Origin of the sequence: Rhizobium giardinii bv. giardinii H152, from assembly GCF_000379605.1 — a bacterium.
GTDB lineage: Bacteria > Pseudomonadota > Alphaproteobacteria > Rhizobiales > Rhizobiaceae > Pararhizobium > Pararhizobium giardinii.
In genome coordinates this window covers 217,025-239,209 of record NZ_KB902713.1, presented here as the reverse complement: position 1 = coordinate 239,209, position 22,185 = coordinate 217,025, and the positions used below count along the sequence as shown (strand labels likewise).

Annotated in this window: 20 protein-coding genes and 1 pseudogene; 10 read left to right on the top strand and 11 right to left on the bottom strand. The window is 57.7% G+C overall.

Going from position 1 to position 22,185, the window contains the following annotated elements; translation table 11 throughout:
* Positions 1 to 29: 29 nt before the first annotated feature.
* Positions 30 to 338, top strand: coding sequence for a type II toxin-antitoxin system TacA family antitoxin (locus A3AY_RS0127780; protein ID WP_018328945.1), 309 nt, complete (start codon positions 30 to 32; stop codon positions 336 to 338).
* Entirely contained in the window at positions 338 to 886 is a 549-nt protein-coding gene (locus tag A3AY_RS0127775; protein ID WP_018328944.1) for a hypothetical protein, read from the top strand. Before A3AY_RS0127780 ends, A3AY_RS0127775 begins: the two co-directional genes overlap by 1 nt.
* Positions 887 to 980: 94 nt before the next feature.
* Here A3AY_RS0127775 and A3AY_RS0127770 read toward each other — a convergent pair whose 3' ends face one another.
* Complete coding sequence (locus tag A3AY_RS0127770; RefSeq protein WP_026203910.1) at positions 981 to 1,259, bottom strand: hypothetical protein; 279 nt, start codon at positions 1,257 to 1,259, stop codon at positions 981 to 983.
* 539 nt (positions 1,260 to 1,798) lie between these two features.
* Here A3AY_RS0127770 and A3AY_RS39435 point away from each other — a divergent pair.
* Complete coding sequence (locus A3AY_RS39435) at positions 1,799 to 1,942, top strand: hypothetical protein (RefSeq protein WP_018328941.1); 144 nt, start codon at positions 1,799 to 1,801, stop codon at positions 1,940 to 1,942.
* A gap of 98 nt (positions 1,943 to 2,040) precedes the next feature.
* Complete coding sequence (locus A3AY_RS36320) at positions 2,041 to 2,616, top strand: hypothetical protein (protein ID WP_018328940.1); 576 nt, start codon at positions 2,041 to 2,043, stop codon at positions 2,614 to 2,616.
* A gap of 86 nt (positions 2,617 to 2,702) precedes the next feature.
* Here A3AY_RS36320 and A3AY_RS0127750 read toward each other — a convergent pair whose 3' ends face one another.
* The 6 genes and pseudogenes from A3AY_RS0127750 to A3AY_RS0127725 form a co-directional block, all read right to left on the bottom strand.
* A complete protein-coding gene (locus A3AY_RS0127750) occupies positions 2,703 to 3,011 on the bottom strand; it encodes a hypothetical protein (protein ID WP_018328939.1) in 309 nt (102 codons plus the stop codon).
* A gap of 265 nt (positions 3,012 to 3,276) precedes the next feature.
* Positions 3,277 to 3,456, bottom strand: a complete 180-nt coding sequence (locus A3AY_RS40855; protein ID WP_018328938.1) for a helix-turn-helix domain-containing protein — start codon at positions 3,454 to 3,456, stop codon at positions 3,277 to 3,279.
* A 369-nt stretch (positions 3,457 to 3,825) separates the two neighbouring features.
* Positions 3,826 to 4,050: pseudogene (locus tag A3AY_RS40850) on the bottom strand (HipA domain-containing protein); the annotation flags it as partial.
* A gap of 212 nt (positions 4,051 to 4,262) precedes the next feature.
* A complete protein-coding gene (gene dhaL / locus A3AY_RS0127735; protein WP_018328936.1) occupies positions 4,263 to 4,904 on the bottom strand; it encodes a dihydroxyacetone kinase subunit DhaL in 642 nt (213 codons plus the stop codon).
* A 10-nt stretch (positions 4,905 to 4,914) separates the two neighbouring features.
* Complete coding sequence (locus A3AY_RS0127730; RefSeq protein WP_018328935.1) at positions 4,915 to 5,907, bottom strand: dihydroxyacetone kinase subunit DhaK; 993 nt, start codon at positions 5,905 to 5,907, stop codon at positions 4,915 to 4,917.
* A gap of 21 nt (positions 5,908 to 5,928) precedes the next feature.
* Positions 5,929 to 6,873: a sugar phosphate isomerase/epimerase family protein gene (locus A3AY_RS0127725; protein ID WP_234913098.1), complete on the bottom strand. Its 945-nt coding sequence runs from the start codon at positions 6,871 to 6,873 to the stop codon at positions 5,929 to 5,931.
* 124 nt (positions 6,874 to 6,997) lie between these two features.
* Between A3AY_RS0127725 and A3AY_RS0127715 the strand changes: the two genes are divergently transcribed.
* Complete coding sequence (locus A3AY_RS0127715) at positions 6,998 to 7,951, top strand: LysR substrate-binding domain-containing protein (protein ID WP_018328932.1); 954 nt, start codon at positions 6,998 to 7,000, stop codon at positions 7,949 to 7,951.
* A 47-nt stretch (positions 7,952 to 7,998) separates the two neighbouring features.
* On the opposite strand, the gene A3AY_RS0127710 is transcribed toward A3AY_RS0127715, so the two are convergent.
* Positions 7,999 to 8,847, bottom strand: coding sequence for an alpha/beta fold hydrolase (locus A3AY_RS0127710; protein ID WP_018328931.1), 849 nt, complete (start codon positions 8,845 to 8,847; stop codon positions 7,999 to 8,001).
* Positions 8,844 to 9,692, bottom strand: a complete 849-nt coding sequence (locus tag A3AY_RS36310) for an NAD(P)-dependent oxidoreductase (RefSeq protein ID WP_234913097.1) — start codon at positions 9,690 to 9,692, stop codon at positions 8,844 to 8,846. Before A3AY_RS36310 ends, A3AY_RS0127710 begins: the two co-directional genes overlap by 4 nt.
* 518 nt (positions 9,693 to 10,210) lie before the next feature.
* Here A3AY_RS36310 and A3AY_RS0127700 point away from each other — a divergent pair.
* The 3 genes from A3AY_RS0127700 to A3AY_RS0127685 all read left to right on the top strand — a co-directional run bounded on the left by A3AY_RS0127700 (position 10,211) and on the right by A3AY_RS0127685 (position 14,734).
* Positions 10,211 to 11,227 (top strand): TRAP transporter substrate-binding protein, encoded by a 1,017-nt coding sequence (locus tag A3AY_RS0127700; RefSeq protein ID WP_018328929.1) that lies wholly within the window; start codon positions 10,211 to 10,213, stop codon positions 11,225 to 11,227.
* Between the two features lie 9 nt (positions 11,228 to 11,236).
* Complete coding sequence (locus A3AY_RS0127695; RefSeq protein ID WP_026203907.1) at positions 11,237 to 13,102, top strand: TRAP transporter large permease; 1,866 nt, start codon at positions 11,237 to 11,239, stop codon at positions 13,100 to 13,102.
* 633 nt (positions 13,103 to 13,735) lie between these two features.
* Positions 13,736 to 14,734, top strand: a complete 999-nt coding sequence (locus A3AY_RS0127685) for an MBL fold metallo-hydrolase (protein WP_018328926.1) — start codon at positions 13,736 to 13,738, stop codon at positions 14,732 to 14,734.
* Positions 14,735 to 14,887: 153 nt separating this feature from the next.
* Here A3AY_RS0127685 and A3AY_RS38330 read toward each other — a convergent pair whose 3' ends face one another.
* Both A3AY_RS38330 and A3AY_RS0127670 read right to left on the bottom strand, forming a co-directional pair.
* Complete coding sequence (locus A3AY_RS38330; protein ID WP_026203906.1) at positions 14,888 to 15,169, bottom strand: hypothetical protein; 282 nt, start codon at positions 15,167 to 15,169, stop codon at positions 14,888 to 14,890.
* 609 nt (positions 15,170 to 15,778) lie between these two features.
* Positions 15,779 to 18,223 carry a beta-glucosidase H gene (locus A3AY_RS0127670; protein WP_026203905.1) on the bottom strand — a complete coding sequence of 815 codons (2,445 nt, stop codon included), beginning with the start codon at positions 18,221 to 18,223 and terminating at the stop codon, positions 15,779 to 15,781.
* A 454-nt stretch (positions 18,224 to 18,677) separates the two neighbouring features.
* Here A3AY_RS0127670 and A3AY_RS0127660 point away from each other — a divergent pair, with 454 nt between their 5' ends.
* The gene (locus A3AY_RS0127660) at positions 18,678 to 21,194 is read left to right on the top strand and encodes a methyl-accepting chemotaxis protein (protein ID WP_018328921.1); all 2,517 of its coding nucleotides are present in this window, start codon (positions 18,678 to 18,680) and stop codon (positions 21,192 to 21,194) included.
* Between the two features lie 85 nt (positions 21,195 to 21,279).
* Positions 21,280 to 22,173 carry an MBL fold metallo-hydrolase gene (locus A3AY_RS0127655; RefSeq protein ID WP_018328920.1) on the top strand — a complete coding sequence of 298 codons (894 nt, stop codon included), beginning with the start codon at positions 21,280 to 21,282 and terminating at the stop codon, positions 22,171 to 22,173.
* The last annotated feature ends 12 nt before the right edge of the window (positions 22,174 to 22,185 follow it).

Sequence of the window (22,185 nt, the reverse complement as noted above, 5' to 3'; positions counted from 1 at the left end):
AGGGGATTATGCGCTGAAAGGAGGCGTCTATGCGTGCTTTCCACGATGCTACTGCGACAGTCGATGAGCCCAATGATGCTCGGATGAATTTCCGTACGAAGGCGCACATCAAGAAGACCATTCAAAGGGCAGCGGCATTGGCCGGCGTTGATGACACGTCGTTCGCGATGACTGCAGCTTACCAGTCGGCAATGGAGACGATTGCCGCACATGAACGCACGCGCCTTGTGGCGGTCGATCATGAAGCGTTTTTTGGGGCTCTTGATAATCCGCCGGTACCGAACGCTCGATTGAAGGATGCATTCAAGCGGCACCGCGAAACGGTCGTTTCGAAGTAATGTCGCAGGCAGCAGTTCCGAAACTCATGATAGAGCCGCTCGATCCAGCCAAGCATGATCGGGCGGCTTTTTCATGCGGCGTTGAACAGGTAGACAACTTTTTCAGGAAGACTGCAAACAAGCTCTCAAAGGCCGACAATCTCCGCGTTTTCGTTATGACTGACGAAGACGGGCGTGTCATCGGTTTCTATGCGCTGAACACCCATTCGATCGACTATTCGGAACTTCCCGAAAAGTTCGCGCGCAATAGGCCAGGACACGGCTCCATACCGGCGATTTACATTTCGATGATCGGACGGGACGAAAATTTCATGGGAGGCGGAGACGGCGGCGACCTTCTTGTCGATTGCCTGACCCGGATAGCGCGTGTTGCCGAAAATGTCGGCGTGGCGGTCGTAGTCCTTGATGTCCTTGACTGCGGCAATCCTGAACGCACGCCGAAACGGCGCGCGCTCTATCTCGAGTACGGGTTCTTACCATTCCTCTCGAACGACATGCGCCTTTTCCTACCAATCGCAACCATACGCACGTTGATTGCGAACGAGTGAGCGACCTCTGACGTCGGGAGAGTTTCAAGCCTTCGAGCTCGGCTCGCTCGTTAACCCGCTTGGCTGCTGCTCAACGCAATCCTGTGGCGGATTTTCAATCGAAGTCAAAAAAGTCCCACTTACGATCGCGCCGGATAAGCGTGAGTGAGCGGTCCGGCTCTATCCTGTAAGTCTCAATGGCCATCATGCCGTATTCGTCGATGATCTGGTTAGTGAACGTGCTGCCAATTGGCGCTTTCGTCAATTTCGTGCGCGGTTGATGGCCACCATAGGTGATACTTCCGGGTATAGGTCGAACTGGCCCCGCGTCGTATGCTCCTACACAAGCCGTTAGTGTGAGTAGGATGGCGCAGCCTGAAATTAACTTTTTCATATTACTCGCCCTCCGGTTCATCCGTTTTTGGCGGCCTTTCTGCAACATCCTCGAAAAGACCCCCGTGCCAAGGAAAGCGATTTCTCGAGGAGTGACCGGTGCTGATTACAAGCGAGCGTAAGGGCCGCGATCACAACCTAAACCAAATTCTGGGATGAATGTTCCGGGAGCCGTTCAACATCGCAAAGCTCATTATCGCTAATTCACAGGCCGGCCTTTCCGGGCGACGCCGGCCAGCCGTCCAGCTCCTTCAGCAATATCCGCATTTTGCCACGGCCGCGTATTATGTCGTGCGGTCTTTCATCGATCTCGGCGGCGTGCTCGGGCGCCGGTCAAGGCCACGGATAAGCGACGGCTGCCACGAAAAACCCCGCCGGGTGAGGCGGGGCAAATAGCATCCCGCAATTGGCAACGCGGGTGCGGGGAAACAGCTGCCCAGAGGGGGAGCCGTCAATCAAGTAAAACGTATCGGGCTTGGAGAGGGAAGGCCGGATTCCGCGATTCTGGTAAGCTGGCAAAAAGGAACCCTATGAGCGAGCATGGTCGAACTCGACCGGCAACCGCTCGCCGTCAAGGCGCAAACTGCCCAACGGGCATTCGAGGAGAAGAGCGGCGCCAAGTATACTGCGGCGCGGAAGTTCGTGCGTGCGGCAAAGGCAGCAGACGCAGATGTAAAGGGATAACGGCCCATGTCGTCAATTCCATCAATTGGCTAAATAGACGGAGTCGTGAATGTGCCGCATCCTTGTACCGTCTAGTGTGTGCCGGTCCGGGGGAGCCGATGTCGGTGGTTGATTTTTTCGCTGGTGTCACTTGGTTGGAGCTGAGCAAAGTCATATTCAGCAGCGCGTTCTTGCTCGGGTTTGGAGCCGTCTTGTGGAAGGCCATCGATTGGCTTCGAGAACGTTGGAAAGAAGCACGCGAGCGTCGAGAGAGTATAAAGCGCCTAGAGATAGAGGCGCACAACCGGTCATATTCGACGCTGGCAGATGACTACAGTCACTTTCTTGAGCTACTGCTTGATTACCCCCACCTTGGGGTCGCGCCGTTAACACCGGAAAGAACCGATTTGAGCGCCGATGATCAGATTAGGCGCAACATCTTTTACGACATGGTCGGATCAATGTGTGAGCAGGCCTGGTTGGATCGAGAATTAACCGCAGACATTGCGAACAATCAGTGGCCAGGATGGGAGCGCTTCCTTATCTCGTTTATCCGTAAGCCATCATTCAGATCATATTGGAAGAACTCGTTGGCAGCTGGCGAGTATGGTTCGTTTGACCTTCGTTTTGAGGAATACGTGGGCAGGCTTATAGCGACTGCAGAATTGCAGCAAGTCAAGCAAACGGAAGACTGATGGCGTAAGCCCGCGAACCCCTATCATCTTACAGTCGGTCAAGCTCCGGCGGGCGGCGTAGCGGGCCGGATTCGGCCCCCGCGGGTTCATTCGTCCCGCAACGCGTCCGCTTTTGCATCCAGCACGATCTTCAGCGTCCGGATCATGTCGGCCGCCTCCAGCATGGCATGTGAGACCAACACATCGGGCGCCGACGCACACGACGCAGCAACCGTCTGAATGTCGATCACCTTGTCCGGCGCCGTGCGGCTCGGCCGAATGCCGACCCGATCACGCCCTTCGCGGATCGTCGCCACGGCCCGCTCCAGCAACCGCCGCTTCTCGAAAGGCGACAGCATGCCAACCTCGTTCGCGGCTCGGAACAGTTCTGCGATGAGGTCGGTTGTCGCGGTCATCGGCACATGATTTGCCGAGCGTATCGGGAAGTCAATCGGGGCAGGCGACGATAGCGGCAATTGAGCGGCGCCGCCGTGGCTCCGCATGCCGTTCGTTCTATCCTGGTCTTAGTGCAGGAACGGAGCGGTAACCTATGTCGCAAAAAGGAAAGGCGCGCAGTGAGGGGCGCCTTCATAATCATGCGTCTTGCTGGTCAACCAGTCTGCAGCACTTCGCAAAGCTTAACCAACCCATGGTTCCGCATCTCACGGGGGCACCGCCACCTCAGCGCTTCTTGGCCGTTTCCGACGGAGTATTCCCGTAGGCCTCAAAGTATGCCGCCGCGAACCGTCCCATATGCGTGAAACCGGCATTCCGGGCGACGTCCGAGATCGATGGAAAGCTGGCCTTTCCAACCAAGGCCTTGCGGGCCGCTTCGAGGCGGATCGTTCGCAGATAGCCCAAAGGCGAGGTGCCGATAGATTGGCATGCATATATTCGATCGCTCTCGTTACACGCCGAGGCACAGCTGGCGAAACCGGCCGCGCCAGTCGCGGGAGGTAGTTATTGGGAACCGCATCGCGCAGTCGAACGCTGCGGGCGCCTGCGCTATCGGCGCACTCGTCTGGCTATCGGCACCTTGTCCACATGCCGATCGATCAATTCGACCATGGCCCGGGACAGAGGCAGGTTTTTTTTGCGATGCCACAGTTGATGGAAGGACGGTCTCTCGGGCAGTGTTAAGGACGGGCTTTTCCGGAATCCGCGCCTTGCCTGCCAAATGGGATAGTTCCTCTCCATTGAGTTCGTCTAACTGCTTCGTCCGGCTGACGTTCACGGCCGCTCGTTCATCGGTATGTAGGCAATGGTGGCGACAAAGTCGTATGCGGGTGCCAGGGCGGTTCGGCGGTCGGGATAGATGACCGACCAATTTTTCAGATGCATGTCGGCATTACCGATCAGCATGTTGAAGGTGAGCAGTCGGATGAACTCGGCGGCCCCCGCATCGCCTGCTTCGGTGCCCAAAAAGGCGGCGATATTGCGACAGTTTGCACGTTTGTACTTGTCTTCCGGTTAAACGTCGAAAACCTGCGCGAAGTCTTCGATGTGGATCGAGGCGCCATCGGAGAGACGATCGAAGCGTTTCAGGCTTGCCTACGAAACGAGCCCTTGGGCAGCTTGGATGCTGCGCTCAATGCTCTGAGCTCGTCGTGCAACCGCTGTCCGGTGGCGTAAAGCGATGATTGTATCACGCCCAAGAAGCCGTGAGACTACCGAAGCCTATCACGGGTTCCCTGAGACAACTCCTTCAGGATGAGGGCGCAAGACGTCGCACCAGCATCCAGGACGCCAAGCGATCTTTCCCCGAGCCGGCTGGCTCGACCGATCCGCGCAATCAGGTTCACCGTCGAATCGCGGCCGGCCTCAGCTGCCGCGACGAGGAGTTCCAATCCTTCTCTGAAGGATCTGCCTTGCGATATCGCTTCGTCAAAAGCCTCGACGGCTGGCACCAACGTGTCAAGCAACGTCTTGTCGCCGGTTTTGGCCGAACCGATTTCCTGAATACCCGTCAGGCCAGCATGCAGCATTCGGCTGAACGTCTTGTTGTCGATCTGGTCCACATGAGCGATCTGCTGGGCAAACTCGGTGAACATCACGCCGTAAAGCGGCCCCATAGATCCGCCGATCTCGGTCATCAGTACTGTTCCGAGCGTCTCAAGCGCTTCCGCAAGCGATAACTCCTTGCCGCGGATCCGATCGGCCGCCAGGCCGAAGCCCTTCGCCATATTGATTCCGTGGTCGCCGTCGCCGATCTTGCCGTCGATTTCGCTGAGGTAACCACGGTTATCGATGATCGCGCTCGCCATCGAGAGAACGATGTCGCCGGCTGCCGCGTTTCTCAATGTTTTCATTTTGCCCTCCTCACAGTGCTGTAGCGCAGCGGACCTCGACGTCCAGCAGCGCCTTGAGTTCGTCATCGAGCGCCATGACCGTCAAAGTCGCTCCAACCATCTCAAGAGACGTGAAGTAGTTACCAACATACGCTTTATGGATCCTGAGGCCGCGGCGGGAAATCTCCTCCTCGATTGTATCGAAGAGAATGTAAAGTTCGTTCAGTGGCGTCGCCCCAAGGCCAGATATCAGCACTGCGACTTCTGCCCCGGAGCCGAGATCATGGTCATCCAGCACAATCTGGCACATATCGCTGGCGACCTCGGATGCGCTCTTGAGCGCCTCCACTCGCAGGCCTGGCTCGCCGTGATGCCCAATACCAACTTCAATCGTACCAGGCTCGATCTGGAAGTTCGGATGCCCGACCGCCGGAAGAGTGCACGGTCCCAAGCCGACACCGACCGAGCGGCAATTGTCGATGGCCTTCTGCGCCGCGTCACGAACCTCGTACAGGCTGGCGCCCGTCGATGCTTTCGCTCCGCCGACCTTCCACATGAAGATCTCTCCGGCAACGCCTCGGCGCTTCGCCTGCTCCTCTGCGGGGGCGGAGCATACGTCGTCGTTTGCAACGACCGTGGCAACCTCGATGCCGTCCTTTGCGGCGAGCTTCATCGCCATCTTCACGTTCATGTTGTCTCCGGCATAATTTCCGTAGAGGACAACGACCCCTTTTCCACCATTGGCTTCGCGTATGGCATCATGAAAGCTCTTGGCCGTTGGCGACGAAAATAGCTCGCCGACGGCGACTGCATCGAGCATGTTGCGGCCCGTATAGCCAATGAAAGCAGGCTCGTGTCCGGAGCCACCTCCAGTCACGACACCCACTTTTCCTTGCTTGGGCCTCTTGATCGCCGTCACCACGCGTGGATTTCCGGCAAGACGCACAATATCTCGATGTGCCTTCACAAAGCCCTTGACGGTATCTTCCACGACCTCGTCGCGGTTGTTTACAAAGCGTTGCACTGCGTCCTCCTCCAGACACGGTCATTGATTGTCGTTGAGCGCTCGCCGGACGACCTTGAGCGACCGAGCGAGCGAGTCCTCGATCGTTGACAGCGGCACGGGATCTTGGCGGCGAATGGGCTGCGCCTGCCGATTTCTATGCAGTCTCAAGGGAAGTTCGATACTGACGGGGAAGCCGTCGACCTTTGCGATCACCGCCAGGAGGCGCTCGCAGCCGACCTTGCCGTCCCCGATATCGCAAAAATACCAGCCTTCATCGGTTTCACGGACATCCTTGATATGGGCGTGCGCCGATCCCTGCAGCGCCAGGATCCCGTCACCTGCAAGATCGTCCATGTCCGGTCTATGTGACGCCGTGTTTGCAGCGTCGTAATTTAGCTTCAGAAAGGGCGATCCGAATTCCTCAACAAGGCAAATGCCGTCCCGCGCGGTGTTGATCAAGCTATCGCTTCCGTCTCCCGGGTTTTCCAGGCCGACGACGATATCGAAGGCTTCTGCTCGTCTCAGTATGATCTCGACGTTGCGACGGAATGCTGCCTCCCTTTGTCGAGCTGCGGCGTTGGTCGCGATAAGCTTGGCCCCAATAGCCGCGGCGAATGCCATGCGGCCCGTGAAGACTTCAACCGAATCTTCGAAACCAAGGTCGATGTGCGACGACATTGCGTGGCATGAGAGCCCCGAACCCTTAAGCGCGCTGCGCCACCTGGTCATCTCTGAAGGTGTGAACGCGGTCTCGTCGAAGGGTTCTGTATACCCTACGATAAAGGCCGGCTCGAAATGCGTGAACCCGAGGGTTGCCGCACTCTTCAGTGCAGCCTCTCTGCTATGCCCATCGTACGGCGCTCCGGACACGGAGATTACCCGTTCAGCCATGATCCTCCCCTTCGCGAAGAACGGCGCAAGGGCCGCTCCGCTGTTCAAAATGTTGAATACGCTCCGTCGCGACAAGCGAATTCCATCCGCCAATTCATGAGCTCAACTCAACATCGTAGTAGTTTGCGTTAAATTTCCTCATGGAATATAGAGGAAGGGCGGTCCTCCAACGTACTCGGTGAGGTGGCGAGGCACGCAGAAAAGGGGAGGAGGAGTGATGAGCGCGTTGGAGTTTCCTTCATTGCGATCGCTGCAGGTATTGGAAGCTGTTGCACGCCTTGGATCTTTTGGAAAAGCAGCTGAGGAGCTGAGCATCAGCCCTTCGGCCGTGAGCCATCAAATGGCTGCCCTGGATTCCGAGCTTGGCATTGCGTTATTCCATCGCTCGGGTCGTTCGATCATGCTCACCGACGCCGGTAGGGCCTATGCAGAAGAAATCAGCGCCTCGTTTCGAAGAATCGAGAGCGCCACACGCAATTTCACGAAGAAGGGCAAAAGTGACATCCTGAATATCCATTCGGTCGTCAGTCTCGCTTCGCAGTGGCTCATGCCTCGCCTGGCGCGGTTCAGCGCCCGCTATCCGGAGATCGATCTTCGACTGCACGCTTCTGGTGACCCGGCCGAACTGAGGACCGGCAACGTCGATATAGACATCCGCTATGGAACCCAGCCCGTAGAGGTTGGCATCGCCGTCGAGCCCTTCCCGCCTGAGCCGATCATGGTCCTCTGCGCCCCGTCTTTGGTCGAGGGCGCAAACGGAATTCGCTCACCGCAGGATCTCACCAGGGTTCCGCTCATTCACTCTGAAGTGAACCTCTATCGGTGGCAGGAGTGGGCCGACGACCACGGCGTTACGCTCAACATGGACAGAGGACTACGTTTCGATAGATCTTTCATGTCCATCAACGCGGCCGCAGATGGACTCGGCGTTTGCCTGGAAAGCCTCATACTCGTCCGGCAAGATCTGAAAAGCGGGAGGCTCGTTGCGCCTTTTGGCCTGGAAGGCCCCTGCATCAATTGCCATAGTCTCGTGTACTTAAGGTCCAGGGCGAGAACGCCAAAGATCGCTCTGTTCAGACGATGGATCGAAGAGACCCTGGCTGCCGACGCGGCTTCTGCGAGTGATATCGACCTCGGCGGGACGGGAGTTATGCACACTCAAGGTCGATGATGCGCGACTGGTGGATCAGACGCGCATCACCGACTTCAGGCAGTGGTTTAGCCAAAGAATTTCCGGAGTTCGTTCGCTATGAATTCGGGAGCTTCTTCCGCAACCCAGTGACCGGAGCCCGGGATCACTCCACCTCGAACGTCACTTGCCACCCGCTGCATTGATTCCATCGTCTCCATGCCGCGGCCAAAACCACTGTCTCCGCCCAGGGCGAGGACCGGCATTTTGAGCTTGCCATCCCTCTCGAGGAATAACTCGTTGTCTTTGACGTCAGTCGGGAAGCCGCGATAATAGGCGAGAAGTGTGCGCAGGCCACCCGGTTTCAGGTAGGTACGGAAGTACTCATTCTTGTCTTCCTGAGACAGCACGTTTGCCCGGCTGCCATAATTGTCAAACAACCATTCCAGATAGATATGCTCGCGACCGCCGAACATCGCTTCCGGCAAATCCGGCGTCCTGAAGAAGGGGTGGTGCCAACGCCGGCCGCCTTGCGACATGTCCGCTCCATCGCCAGGAATGGTAACGTCCAGGATCGCGAGCTTGCTAACTGCCTCCCGGTGCTGCGCGGCCAGGGCAAACGCCACCGGGCCGCCCCAGTCGTGTCCCACAAGATTGAAGCGATCGATCTTCAGATGTTCAGAAAGAAGCTCCCACACGTCTTCGGCAATCGTCTTCTTGTCGTACCCATCGGCGGGCCGGGAAGTGTCGCCGAGGCCCCGCAGGTCCGGCGCGATGATCGCGTACTTGTCGGCGAGGAAGGGGATCACGTGCCGCCATTCGTGCGAACTCTGCGGCACCCCGTGAAGGAGAACCAGCGGCTCGCCGGATCCTGCGGTCAGGTAGTGCATGGTGATGCCGGACAGTCGCGCGTAATTGCTTTTGATCTCGGCACTCATTTCTTTACCTCCTTCTGGCCCGCCGTCATTCCCCGATACGCACGAATGACCTGACTGTCATCTGCCGAGCCTGACCCCTGCCCAGACGCGGCAAGGAAGAACTGATGCGCAACGGAGGCGAGCGGCAGGGCGGCCCTGGCAGAGGAGCCAGCGGCAAGCACGATACCGAGATCTTTCACAAAGATGTCTACCGCGCTTGTTACCTCAGGGTCCTCCAGAAGCATACGCTGGCCACGATCGTTGAGCATCCAGCTGGCAGCCGCCGAGCCGGACACGATCTCGAGGACCGTTGAGGTGTCGAGGCCAGCCCTTTCGGCGAGCGACAGCGCCTCAGCCGCTGCCGCCAAGTGTACGCCGCACAGCAACTGGTTGACCGCTTTGGCAACCGATGCCTGGCCAGGCCGCTCCCCGAGATAATAGATCTTGGAGCCGAGCACGTCGAAAAGATCGCGGCTCATTTCATAGGTTTGCCTGTCGCCAGCCACCATGATGGAAAGCGACGCGTCGCGCGCTCCGGCGACGCCGCCGGAAACAGGCGCATCCAGAAACCGGTGACCGCGAGCAGTCACGGCCTCGGCGAGCTGTTCAACCTCGCCGGGAGGGCATGTTGACATCAGGACGACGACGCTGGCCCTGGTTGAATTTGCCAGGGCGCCCCGTTCGAAGAGGGCTTGGTGCGCCTGGTCGATGTTGACCACCATCAACATCAAGACGTCGGTCTGGCTGGCGGCTTCCGTAGCGTCTGGATAGGCAGTCCCGCCACTGTCAGCGAAGCTTCTTAGAGCATTCTCCGAGATGTCAAACCCTTTGACCCTGAAGCCGCTTTTCAGGAGATGCGACGCCATGGGCAATCCCATAGAGCCGAGACCGATAAAACCGATTGTCGGTTTTCCCGGTCCTCGTGCCGGGCTCGGCTTTGTTTCTAAAGCTTTATGCACTTCCGGGTCTCCTTCGAGATACTGGCACGTCTTAGGTCGGCACATTCCATAGGCGGGTGCCGTACTCGCATACGAAGCGGTTAACATGGCCGCTTCCTCCGCATCAAAAGAGTTTGCGCGATGAACATGTGACCTGGATTCATGTTGCCTGACGGCTCCGCCAAGAAACCTTTGGCATCCTCGCGCATCGCGCCGAACGTCCCTGAGCTCAGTTCACCAATGCCCCGTGGCAATTCATTTGCGGACGTTTGGCGCAAGCGCCTATTTTACGTCCAGCCGCACACTGGGAGGCTCCCAGCTTTCAAGGGACATCATTTCAAAGGTCAGGTGACCTGCGAGTGCTGACGGACGCTTACGAGGAGAGCGCCTGCACAGCAAATTCCCAAAAACATCGACATAGATCAACACGGTTAGAGGAGGAACCAATGATCACAATGAATCGACGGACGCTTATTATGAGTTCCGTGGCGATGACCGCCACGCTTGCGGCGCCGCGCATCATGCGCGCGAGCTCGCCGGAGTTTTCGTTCAAATTTGCCAACATCATGCCCGTTGACCATCCGCTCAACACCCGCATGACCGAGGCCTCCAACAAGATTAGCGAGCAAACAGACGGCCGGGTCAGCATTCAGGTGTTTCCCGCGAGCCAGCTCGGCACCGATGCGGACATGCTTAGCCAGCTTCGATCGGGTGGCCTGGACCTTCTTGCGCAGACAGGCCTCATCGCAGCCACACTCGTCCCGCCGGCGGCCATCACCGGCGTAGGATTTGCCTATCCCGACTACGCGCAGGTCTGGAAGTCGGTGGATGGCGAGCTCGGCCGGAGCATCCGGACGGCTTTTGAGAAGGTCAACCTGCTCGCCTTCGAGAAGATGTGGGACAACGGCTTCCGGCAGACGACCTCAATCGGGAAACCGATCAAGTCGCCCGAGGATCTCAAGGGTTTCAAGATCCGCGTCCCTCCTGCGCCGCTCTGGACATCGCTTTTCAAGTCTCTCGGCGCCGCGCCGACGTCGATTCCATGGGGCGAAACATATTCCGCGCTTCAGACCCACGTGGCCGACGGTCTCGAAAACCCGCTCGCTGGCATTTACTTTGCCAAGATGTACGAGGTTCAAAAGTATCTCTCCCGGACCAACCATATGTGGGACGGCTTCTGGATCCTCGCCAATCGGGACAACTTCGAGATGCTTCCTGAGGACTTGCGTGACATTGTCGTCACCGAGATCAATCGCTCCGCCCTCGTGCAACGCGCCGATGTCGAAAAGCTGAATTCCGAACTCCAGGCAGAGCTGACGAGCAAGGGTCTTGAATTCATCGACGTCGATGTTTCCAAGTTTCGCGCGACGCTGCAAGCTTCGTCGTTCTACTCCGATTGGAAGGGGCGTTTTGGCGAGGAAGCATGGGCGTTGCTGGAGTCTAGCTCGGGCAAATTGATCTGAGGCGTTGACATGGCTACTTCTGAAAATGTCAGCCCCCCCATGGTCGGCACGTGGCCAGTCCTGGCGAAAGCTGAAATGGGCCTCGTGCGCCTGATTGAAATGATCGCGGCTGCACTTGTTGTCGTCGAGGTACTCGTGCTGTCTGCAGGCGTCTTCGCCCGCTATGCATGGGGCGAGCCCCTCATCTGGTCGGACGAGCTCGCCTCGATGTTGTTCCTCTGGCTTTCGATCGTGGGCGCGGTCCTCGCTTTTCACCGCGGACAGCATATGAGGATGGGCGTTATCGCGGACGCGATGCCGCCCGTCGTAAGGGCAAGACTGGAGGTGGCTGCACTCGTCTTTTGCCTTTCGGTCTGCGTGCTTCTTCTGCCCAAGGCCACGACCTACGCTCTTCATGAAGTTCCGGTCGTCACTCCCGCGATGGAAGTTTCGGTCGCATGGCGGTCGTTTGGTCTTCCGATCGGACTTGGGCTGATGCTTATCCTTGGCGTGACCAATGCCCTCCAGCGCATCAGGCTGAGCGATTTCCTGATCGGGGTCCTTGTAGCCGCATGCTTGATAGGGTTGGCGATTGCGGCGAAACCGTTGATCATGGCGATGGGCAACTGGAACCTTGTGCTGTTCTTCGTTGTCTTCATTGGACTGGGTGTGCTGAGCGGCGTTCCGATCGCTTTCGTGTTCGCTCTCGCTGCTATCAGCTATGTGGCTCTGGGTACCAGCCGTCCGATAAGCGTAATCGCGGGTCGGCTTGATGAGGGAATGTCGCATCTTCTCCTGCTGGCGGTCCCGCTGTTCGTGCTGCTGGGTATGCTGATGGAGGTCACGGGCATGGCAAAAGCGATGCTGAACTTCCTGGCGTCCTTGCTCGGACATGTCAGAGGCGGCCTGTGTTACGTCCTCGTAGCGGCAATGTACCTGGTATCTGGGATATCGGGTTCGAAGACCGCCGACATGGCTGCTGTCGCCCCGGCACTGTTCCCGGAGATGAAGGCGAGAGGATCAAAGCCCGGCGATCTCGTGGCCCTGCTTGCGGCCACGGGTGCGCAGACGGAGACGATCCCGCCGAGCCTGGTATTGATCACCATCGGCTCCGTTACGAGCGTATCGATCTCTGCGCTGTTCATAGGCGGACTTTTGCCAGCACTCGTATGCGGATTAATGCTTTGCGTTGTCGTCTGGTGGCGATATCGCAACGAGGACATGTCGGGTTTTAGCAAGCCGCCAGCCAGGGAAATCTTCCGCACATTCCTCATTGCACTTCCGGCCTTGGCACTGCCTTTTATCATCCGCACAGCGGTTGTCGAAGGCGTTGCTACCGCCACGGAAGTTTCAACAATCGGCATTGCCTACTCGTTGCTGGCAGGTGTCCTCATTTACCGCCGGTTCGACTGGAAGCGGGTCGGCCCGATGCTGGTGGAAACGGCGGTTTTGTCCGGGGCCATCCTTTTCATCATCGCGGCGGCAACGGCTGTGGCTTGGTGCCTGACCCAGTCGGGTTTCTCGCGTGGTCTGGTTCAGACGATGGCGGGTCTTCCCGGAGGAGCGCCGATCTTTATGTTCGTGTCGATCGTCGCGTTCATCGTGCTCGGTAGCGTCCTGGAAGGCATTCCCGCGGTCGTTCTGTTCGCGCCGCTCGTTTTCCCGATCGCCAAGGGATTGGGAATCCACGACGTGCACTATTCGATCGTGGTTATTCTCGCCATGGGAGTGGGCCTGTTTCTCCCGCCGTTCGGCGTCGGTTATTATGCCGCCTGTGCAATTGGCCGTGTGAACCCGGTGGAAGGCATAAAGCCGCTGTGGGGGTACATGATCGCCTTGCTTCTCGGGCTTGCGATCGTCGCGGCGGTGCCCTGGCTCTCGACCGGCTTCCTGTGAGGTGTGACCGTAGGCGGCCGCAGATATGTCGGCCACTTCGTTGCGCCACCATCTCGCGGATTTAAGGACGAATGCTGGGCTGGCAAGTGCTTCCGAAGCATGGTGCCGGCTCCGCAACATGTCCATGCGCAAAGAAAAGTGCGTCCATTGGACGAACGTGACGTTCTCGCGGTTTTCCGTGGCATCTTCTTCAAGGTGCCGTGCGCGTCTTCGCGGGCAGAGGTAACACCCTCCGAACGCTTTCTGAACGCCCGTTGGCGACCTGACGCCGAGGCACTCACATGACGATGAGGCAGGCAAGGAAATCCGCGATAATCTTGCCGACATTCGGATGCGAACCGCGTCCCGCGGTCAGGCACCAAGTGTTCTTCCGAACTCGCCGAAAGCCAATGGGATCAGATGGCCGAAGCAACGCGGCAATCCGGACCGGATTGATTCGATTGATGAATTGCATGTCCGATCGAGATCATTTTCTTGAGCGATGCTCATAGAAACGGACGTGCAATTCAATTGTCCTAGACCTGCTACTTGATACCTTTTCCGATGCAGGCAAAGCCGAAATCCGCCGCAAGACAAGCGCGGCGCATATGCGTTCGCACTGCAAACGCACTTTTGCAACTCGGGAGGAGTGAAATGGGAAATGAACGTTTCGAGATCGACCGCCGCAACTTACTATTGGCAGGAGGAGCTGCATTGAGTGGAGCCGTTTTAGGTGCGAACAGTATAGCGGCTCCCGCTGAGGCAAGCCCCGTTTCCGGGGCACAAGCTCCAGACTTTTATCGATTTGCCATTGGGGACGCCCAGGTAACCGTCGTTTCAGACGGCCCACTTCCGCTCGGCGACCCGACACAAAGCTTTCTCGGCGTTCCTGCCGACGAGATAAGATCCATGCTCACCCACAGCTTCTTGCCCACGGATGAGGTCGTTCTAGCCCAGAACGCACCTGTCGTGAACATCGCTGGCAAGCTTGTTTTATTCGACACGGGGATGGGATCGCTCAAGCAATTTGGCTCGACGACTGGCCGTCTCAAGTCTTGCTTGGCCGCCGCGAATATTGCGCTGGAAGATATTGACGCTGTCGTCTGTTCGCATGCTCATTGGGACCACGTCGGCGGAATCTGGGGCGACGACGGGAAACCAACGTTTCCAAACGCCCAGGTGTACATCAGCCAAACCGACTACGATTTCTGGACCGACGAGAAAAAACTTGGAGGCGATCTCAACGGTCTTGTTAAAGCCGCGATCCACAACCTCAAACCCGTGCGGGACCGCATGGTTTTTTTCCAGGACGAACAGGAGTTTCTTCCGGGTATTCATGCCATTAGCGCTCCCGGACACACACTCGGCCATAGCTGCTTTATGATTGAGTCAGCAGGAAAGACAATGTGCTATGGCGGCGACCTCACTCATCATCCTGTGCTTCTGTTCGAAAAACCTTTGATGGAATTTGCGTTCGATACCGATCCCAAACTGTCGGCTCAATCGCGTGTGCGCATTCTGAAAATGCTGGCCTTCAATAGAATACCTTTCATGTCCTACCACTTCCCATGGCCGGGCTACGGGCACGTCGGCATAGCGGGAGAGGGCTTCGCGTATTTTCCTGAGCCACTGCATCTTAGCCTGTTGGACTGAGTGGTAGAGAAGGGCGCGAGGGCAATGCCTTCGCGTCAATCCTATCCGGAGGGCAGTCGAACGAAATCATCACATGGCGAAAGTTACGCAACAAGCAGTGTGCGCCTTCATCGCGTTGCTAGGCATCAAGTCACGCGGGAACGCCACCTGAAATCAAGAGCGATCGGCGGACCGCACCGAAAGGCCATTCCTGATCGGAAACATATCCTCGCCGTAGTGGTGAAGCCTTGTGTGATGCCGTCGGCATAACCAGCGCACCTTTAAAGGGTCGTCGTATTGATCATGATGGGCGTCGACCATTTCAATCCCGCAGACCTCACATGTTTGCTTTTCCAGCTCGCCTGCCTTTACGGCTCGCTGTACAGCAAGATGAGCATCATATTTCGCTGGATTAGCACGGCGCCAATTTGCTTGGCGGGTGTCGGTTTTCAGCATCGCCGCATCCTGTGCCTGTAATTTTGCGCTCTCGACCGATAAATACCTGGAAAGGGTTGCAGGCTCAAGTTTCCGCACAGAGCGACGGCGTCTGTCCGTGGCTCCGCGTCCGAAAACAAGATTTCGCATTGCCAGGAATGATCAGGGTTGGGCCATCGAGATCCAACTTTGCTGCCCCCCGTAGTCTTCGCACCGGTGGATACGATATCGCTCGGGTCGATCGGTGCTCCCGATCTTAGCGCGCTGGATGACTAAGCTTGAAATTTCTGCTCGATACATATGTCCTGAAGGAGATCGGTCGAGCCGAACTGCACGAGAATGTGGCAGCTCGGCTCGATACGATTGACGATTCCGATCTCGCGACAGCGTGAGCTCAGTTCGAGAGACTGCGAAAGGCATCAAAAAAAGCGCAGGACCGACGCTGTCGCGAACGTGTCCGCCAACGCTTCCGACACCATCTTCGCCGCCTATGAAGGTCGATATCGTTCCTGTCGATGACAATATCGCCCGTCTTGAGCCATTCTTTCACTCACTCACCGAGCTTCACCGCCACTGCGCTCTTTTTCGGACTCAACCACCACCAAACGTAGTCTTTGATTCTCTGCACGATTAGAGCGACAAGACCGCGCCCTTTTGCGTGACATTTCCACTCAAACGGATGTCGGTGGCCGAGAACCCAGCCATAACTGCAAATTCCCCCGTCTCTATCCGCCAGCACCGCTCGGTCGTGTCGAAGAAGGCAAATGTTCGGGCGTCAAGAATGAAACTGAGCCTTCGTTTCTCACCGGGTTCCAGGGCGATTTTCGAGAAGGCTTTCAGTTCTTTGACCGGTCTGGGTACAGATGCTTCAACATCGCCGACATAGATTTGCACCACTGCCGAACCTGGCCGCTCGCTGACGTTGGTCAATCCCAGTGTCACTGTCACCGCGCCGGCAGCATCCGGCAGCCCGACAGTCAGGTCTGACATCGCAAAGCTTGAATAACCGAGACCATGACCGAAGGGGAACAGCGGCTTAATGCCCTGGTGATCGTAGTGCCGATATCCAACGAACACACCTTCGTCATATCGCACATGGCCATCCTTGCCTGGATAGACCGCGTCATCCTCGGTATGTGTGGGATTGTCAGCCCAGTGCACGGGGAAGGTCTGTGCCAGTCGGCCCGAGGGCTCGGCCTTGCCGAGGAGCACATCGGCGATCGCGTTGCCAGCCTCCTGGCCGGGATACCAGCATTGCAGTACTGCACGAGCACCGGAAAGCCAGGGCATTTCCACCGGTCCACCGGTTTGTAGGACGACAATCGTGTTCGGATTGGCCGCAATTACCGCCTCAACAAGCTGGTCCTGCAGACCAGGAAGTGCAATGCCGCGGAGATCGGAGCCCTCGGTATCCCAGTCGCCCGTTCTGCCCACGAAGACTACCGCATGATCAGCCTTCGCGGCGACGGCTGCTGCCTCGGCAATCTCCGCTTCGGCCGAAAACCTGCCTATTCCTACCCGAATTGCGGCGATATAGAGGTTGACGTGATCGTGCCGGGCGTACTCGGCGACGACCTCGTATGTACGGCCGGCTTCGAGCGTGATTTCACCCACGACCTCCTCGCAGCCTTCTTCAAAGAATGTGGTACCACGTGTCCAGGAAGCCCAGGCGTCCACCACAAGCCTGCCGTCCACATAGACCCGGCCAAGCCCGGCCGAGGTCAGGCCGACGCGATAGACGCCGGCTTCTGAGGCTGTGAAGACGGTGCGCATTCGGGCGGAAAAGCGATGCGGATCGACTAGGCCCCCGGCCACGGGGGGCAACCATACACCGAGGCTCGACGGTTCCTCGACAACCTTCACCGGCTCGCCAGCAAGCTCCCTTTCTTGGAAAAATTCGAAGGTTGTCGGGTTTTCTATCAGTGGCTGAAACCGATAATTGCTGCAACCCTGAGCGTAGAACACGTTCTCCTCACCCAGGGCGTCCGCCAGCCCCTGCCACGGACTGACGACATAGTGGGGGTTCAACTGCGCCGAGCCGCCTCCCATAACCTGCGCGATCTTGGCATTGGGTCCAATGATGGCGACAGTACCTTGCTGAGCCAATGGCAGGATGCCATCATTCTGTAGCAGAACTGCGCTTTCCGCTCCCGCGCGCCTGATGAGTGCCCTATGTTCCGGCCGATTAATGGCGTACTCCTTAAACTCGCGATGATCGTTGATTGCGCCGGTGCGTTCCATCAGGGTCAGGATATTGTGCACACAGGCGCGGATGGTCTCGACACTTACCTCGCCCGCTTCGACTGCGGCCAGAAGCTTGGAGCCGCGGTCGCGGGTCGGGCCCGGCATCTCCAGATCCAGCCCCGCATTCACGGTGGGTGCGGTCGAACGCGAGCCGAACCAGTCCGACATCACCACGCCGTCAAAACCCCAGTCGCCGCGCAGAACCTCGTTCAACAGCCAGTGGCTTTCCGCCGTGTAAGTACCGTTTAGTTTGTTATACGAAGACATCACGGCCCAGACCTTTGCCCGCTTCACCGCCGCCTCAAAGGGTATTAGGTAGACTTCGCGCAGAGTGCGTTCATCGATATCTGAAGAGATGGTTGTACGTTCGATCTCGGACTCGTTGCCGACGAAATGTTTTATCGTGGCACCGATTTTCTTGGACTGCAGACCTTCGATATAGCCTACGGCAAGATTCGCCGTCAGTATCGGATCCTCAGAGAAGCACTCAAAGTTGCGGCCGTTTGTGACGCTGCGCTGGATGTTAACGGTCGGCGCCAACGAGACATGGGCACTTTTTGAAAGAACCTCGTCAGCTAGCGCACTGCCGATTTCCCTGGCTAGGTCCGGGTTCCAACTCGCTCCGATGGCAATGCCTACCGGGAAAGCCGCTGCGGTCACACCCCCGACAAAAGACCCCGCCCCGCGGGCGCCGTTGGGGCCGTCGGTCAAGCGCAATCTCCCTATCCCTAGGCGGTCGATGGGCGGTAAAGACCAGAACGTATCGCCGGAAAGTAGCGAGACCTGCTCGGCCAAGGTCATATTATCGAGCAATGCTCTCGTATCAGTCATCTTCTCTGCTTCCTCAATCTCAATACTTACCTTTCCCAGATCGGCATCTCGATATGCATATTGGGAAAGCTGGTGATGTCGGCGTCATCCGCGGAGCCGCCCATCCATGAAAAGGAAGGCCCGTTTGTTCACCAAGGGCGCCGTCCCGACGACGACCACGACATGTTCGCAGCCTTCACATGGCCACCGCTTTCCACTGAAAACAAGGACATCGCGGTTTGATCGATGTCAGCGGTGAAAGTTGTGCCGCTGCGGCAGCGCCGGTTCTGGAGTTATTCCTCCGCAAGTTCGTGAGACAATTTGACAAACCTTAACATGCTTTATCAGACAATCTGTTGACAGACAATCCTCAGTCGCGCAGCCTCGTGTCGTCATTGATGATTCGATGCTTCCATCGGAGGCGGATCCCGATTGATGAAGTTTCTTCACCGCCTATGGACAAGGATCGACCACAATGGACAGGCTGTTGTCCCGTTTCCGGCTACAGACAAAAGTAATCATTTTCGTACTGCCTTTCATAATCAGCATTTGCGCGGTGGGGTTTTTGGGGCACTACGCCGCGGGTCTCCTACAAAGCCGCCTGGAAACCTCAAGCCAGGTGATGCAGGTGCTCTCGGGTTTCCGTGACGTCTCCGCCTCGATGAGAGAGTTTCTCGACGAGGCGTCGGAAGAAAGGCGCGATCGCGTGAAGGCTGACCTGCTCGCCCAGCAATCGCATCTGCAGGCTTTAGTGACGAATGCCGGAGCTACGGGGGAAAGCGAAGGCCTCCGGTCGGCAAACGCGATCATGCGGGACGTGGTGGACAATTTTGACTCTCTCTGGAGCGTCCATGAAAGCGAAGAGCAACTGGTAAGCTCGATCGCCAATCATTCTGAATCGCTGGTTTGGTCGCAAAATGAAATGCTCAGGCTAGCTGACGAGTTGAGGAAGTCCGGAGAGCAGTCCGAGGGCGCCGCCAAATCGATGTTGCGCGATGCCGACAGGGTGACAGGCTATGCAACCTTCTTCCTTGATCTTGCCGCGGGCTACCAATCCGCCGGAACGACCGAGCTGAAACTCAAATATTTGGGCGGCAAAGTGGGCGAGTTGCGTCGGAGCGCCCGAAATCTGCGGGCTTCCTTGCCATCGGACGCCACAAAACTGTCGAGCTCGGTCGATGGCGCGGTGAAAAGCGTAACACAACTTCTGTCGCAGGGCGCCGCATCGGACAACGCCGTCGGCCTCGACACCGCAATGTCCGCGTTCAAGGAAATCTCCGTCGCGATTAACGCGGTAGCGAACCAGCAAACAAAGAAAGCAATCGTCGAGTTCGCAGGTCTCGACCAACGTTTGGCGAAGATCAGCAGCGCCTTGGACGGCAGCCGAAGACTTTCGGACTCCAGCTATCTCATCAGGATAAACCTTGCGCGCTTCATAGCCGACCCTACCGAACAAAACCGCGCGCAGCTCGTCCAGAACTTTGACAGAACGAAGAAGGAGATATTGGACATCTGGAGTGCCGCTTCCGACCTCGACCTTTTTAAGGCAGTCCAGAATACGGTGCCGCCGGCGGTAGAGGGTATGACGCAGGACAGTGCGAAGCTCGTCGAGATCTCGGAAGTGAGGCGTGCGCAATATAGGCAGACGACAGACCAGTTGAACACCATATGGGGCCACCTCACGACGTTTGCCGACGCCCAGCGCGCAAGAGCCATTGAAGAGACGGCTTACGCGAATGGCATTGGCCTCATCACGACATTTGCTGGCGTCCTCGTCGCACTTCTCGCTGGCTTCGGGATGATTGCGACTTTCAAGAAACCCGTCGTCCGATTGACCGACGACATGCGGCGTTTGGCGGAAGGGGACCTTGACATCGAGATCGGCGGTTCTGAGCGCGCTGATGAACTCGGAGAAATGGCCCGGGCGCTCTGTGTCTTCAGGGAGAATGCCGCGAGGAAAATCGAGATCGAGAACGACGCGGATCGTCAACGGTCGGCTTCCGAAGCTGAACGGCGGCACAACGAGGCGGAGAAAGCCGAGATCGACAAACAGATCGGCGACGCCGTCGACAGTCTTGCCGCTGGGCTGGAGAGGTTATCCAACGGTGATGTTTCGAGCACGATCGATCAACCGTTCTCCGGGCGGCTGGAACAGTTGCGAAAGGACTTCAACAATTCGTTGCTGCGTTTGCAGGCGACGATGTCGGAACTTCGCGGCAACATCGTGCTCATTCGGCAAAATGCAGACAACCTCAGCAGTGGCGCCGATGATCTCTCCCGCCGCAGCGAGCGTCAAGCCGCGTCGTTGGAGGAGACCGCGGCTGCGGTTCATCAACTCACCGCGACCGTGCGTTCGTCGACAGAGCAGGCGCAAGCCGCAGCCCTGCTTGTAAAGGAAACCAAGCAGGCCGCGGATGCGTCTGCTTCAGTGGTCACGAACGCGGTCGACGCTATGGGCCGTATAGAAGCGGCTTCCGGGCGCATTTCGCAAATCATCGGCGTTATCGACGAGATCGCCTTCCAGACCAATCTCCTGGCACTCAATGCCGGTGTCGAGGCCGCGAGAGCTGGAGAAGCGGGGCAGGGCTTCGCGGTCGTGGCCCAGGAAGTCAGGGAACTTGCCCAGCGGTCGGCTCTAGCCGCTCAGGAAATCAAGGAACTTATAGCAAGATCAACCGAGGAAGTCGCCTCGGGTTCGCGATTGGTGAACGAGGCGGGCAGGGTGTTGACTGCGATATCGTCGAATGTTGCCGGAATTTCCGAAAGGGTTGAGCTTATCGCTGCGGCGAGCAGGGACCAGGCGGCTTCGCTTATCGAAGTGAACCAGGCCGTTGGCGAGATCGATGACAGCACCCAGCGAAACGCTGCTATCGCCGAGCAAGCCCACGCCGCCACTCAGGGACTCACAAAGGAAACCCAGAGGCTGATGCAGCAGATCGAACAGTTCAACATCGGCAGGCCAAGGGGTCACATGCTCTCGGTCGTTTCCTGACTTTCGTAGACAATCACCAATATTGTGTTGACAGATTTTCATACAATCTGTCAAATAGTGCAGCCAATCTGGGAGGATAAGCGGCGTGCTCAATGACCAAGCGCATCAGACTAAGTTGCCCTATTTCTATCCGTTCAAGTTCGGAAGCGGCGAAATAACGGTACTTTCGGACGGACCGTTGGAATTGGGCGACCCGCGGGAGAATTTCCTCGGGGTCGACGCGGCCACGGTGACGGAAATGCTGGACAGGAACTTCCTGTCCAGCTCGTCGGTAACCCTCGAGCAGAACATCCCCCTAGTCAAAATCAACGGAAAGACTATCCTGTTTGACACCGGGATGGGGACGTCGAAGATTTTCGGGCCGACGACCGGTCGCCTGCTGAAGAGCATGCAGGAGGCAGGGATCGACCCATTGGAAGTCGATGCCGTGGTGTTGTCCCACGCACACATCGACCACACCGGCGGACTTTGCGATCAGGACGGCAAGCTTAATTTTCCCAACGCGGAGATCTTCATAAGCGAAAGCGACTTCGATGACTGGACCGACGGAGGCAAGCTTGATGACGGGTTCAAGGCCCAGGTGGAAAATGCCCGGAGGAACCTTCTCCCACACCGTGATCGGATAACGCATTTCGTGGACGGTCAGGAGTTTCTGCCGGGCGTGCAGGCAGTGCACGCTCCAGGCCACACCTTGGGCCACTTCTGCTTCCTCATGCAGTCGGGCAACGATCGGCTCTGCTTCCTCGGCGATCTGACCCATCATCATATCCTGCTGATGGAACGCCCGTGGATGGAGTTCAAGTACGACACCGATCCCAAGCTCTCGGCGCGGTCGCGCACACGGGTGCTGGATATGCTCGCGACAGACCGCATACCCGTGATGTCCTATCACTTTGCGTGGCCCGGGCTCGGCAACGTCGCCCGGGAGCGGGAAGGCTTCCGCTACGTACCCGCCGCCATGCAGATGCTCTCGAGATAGGAATACGCGACA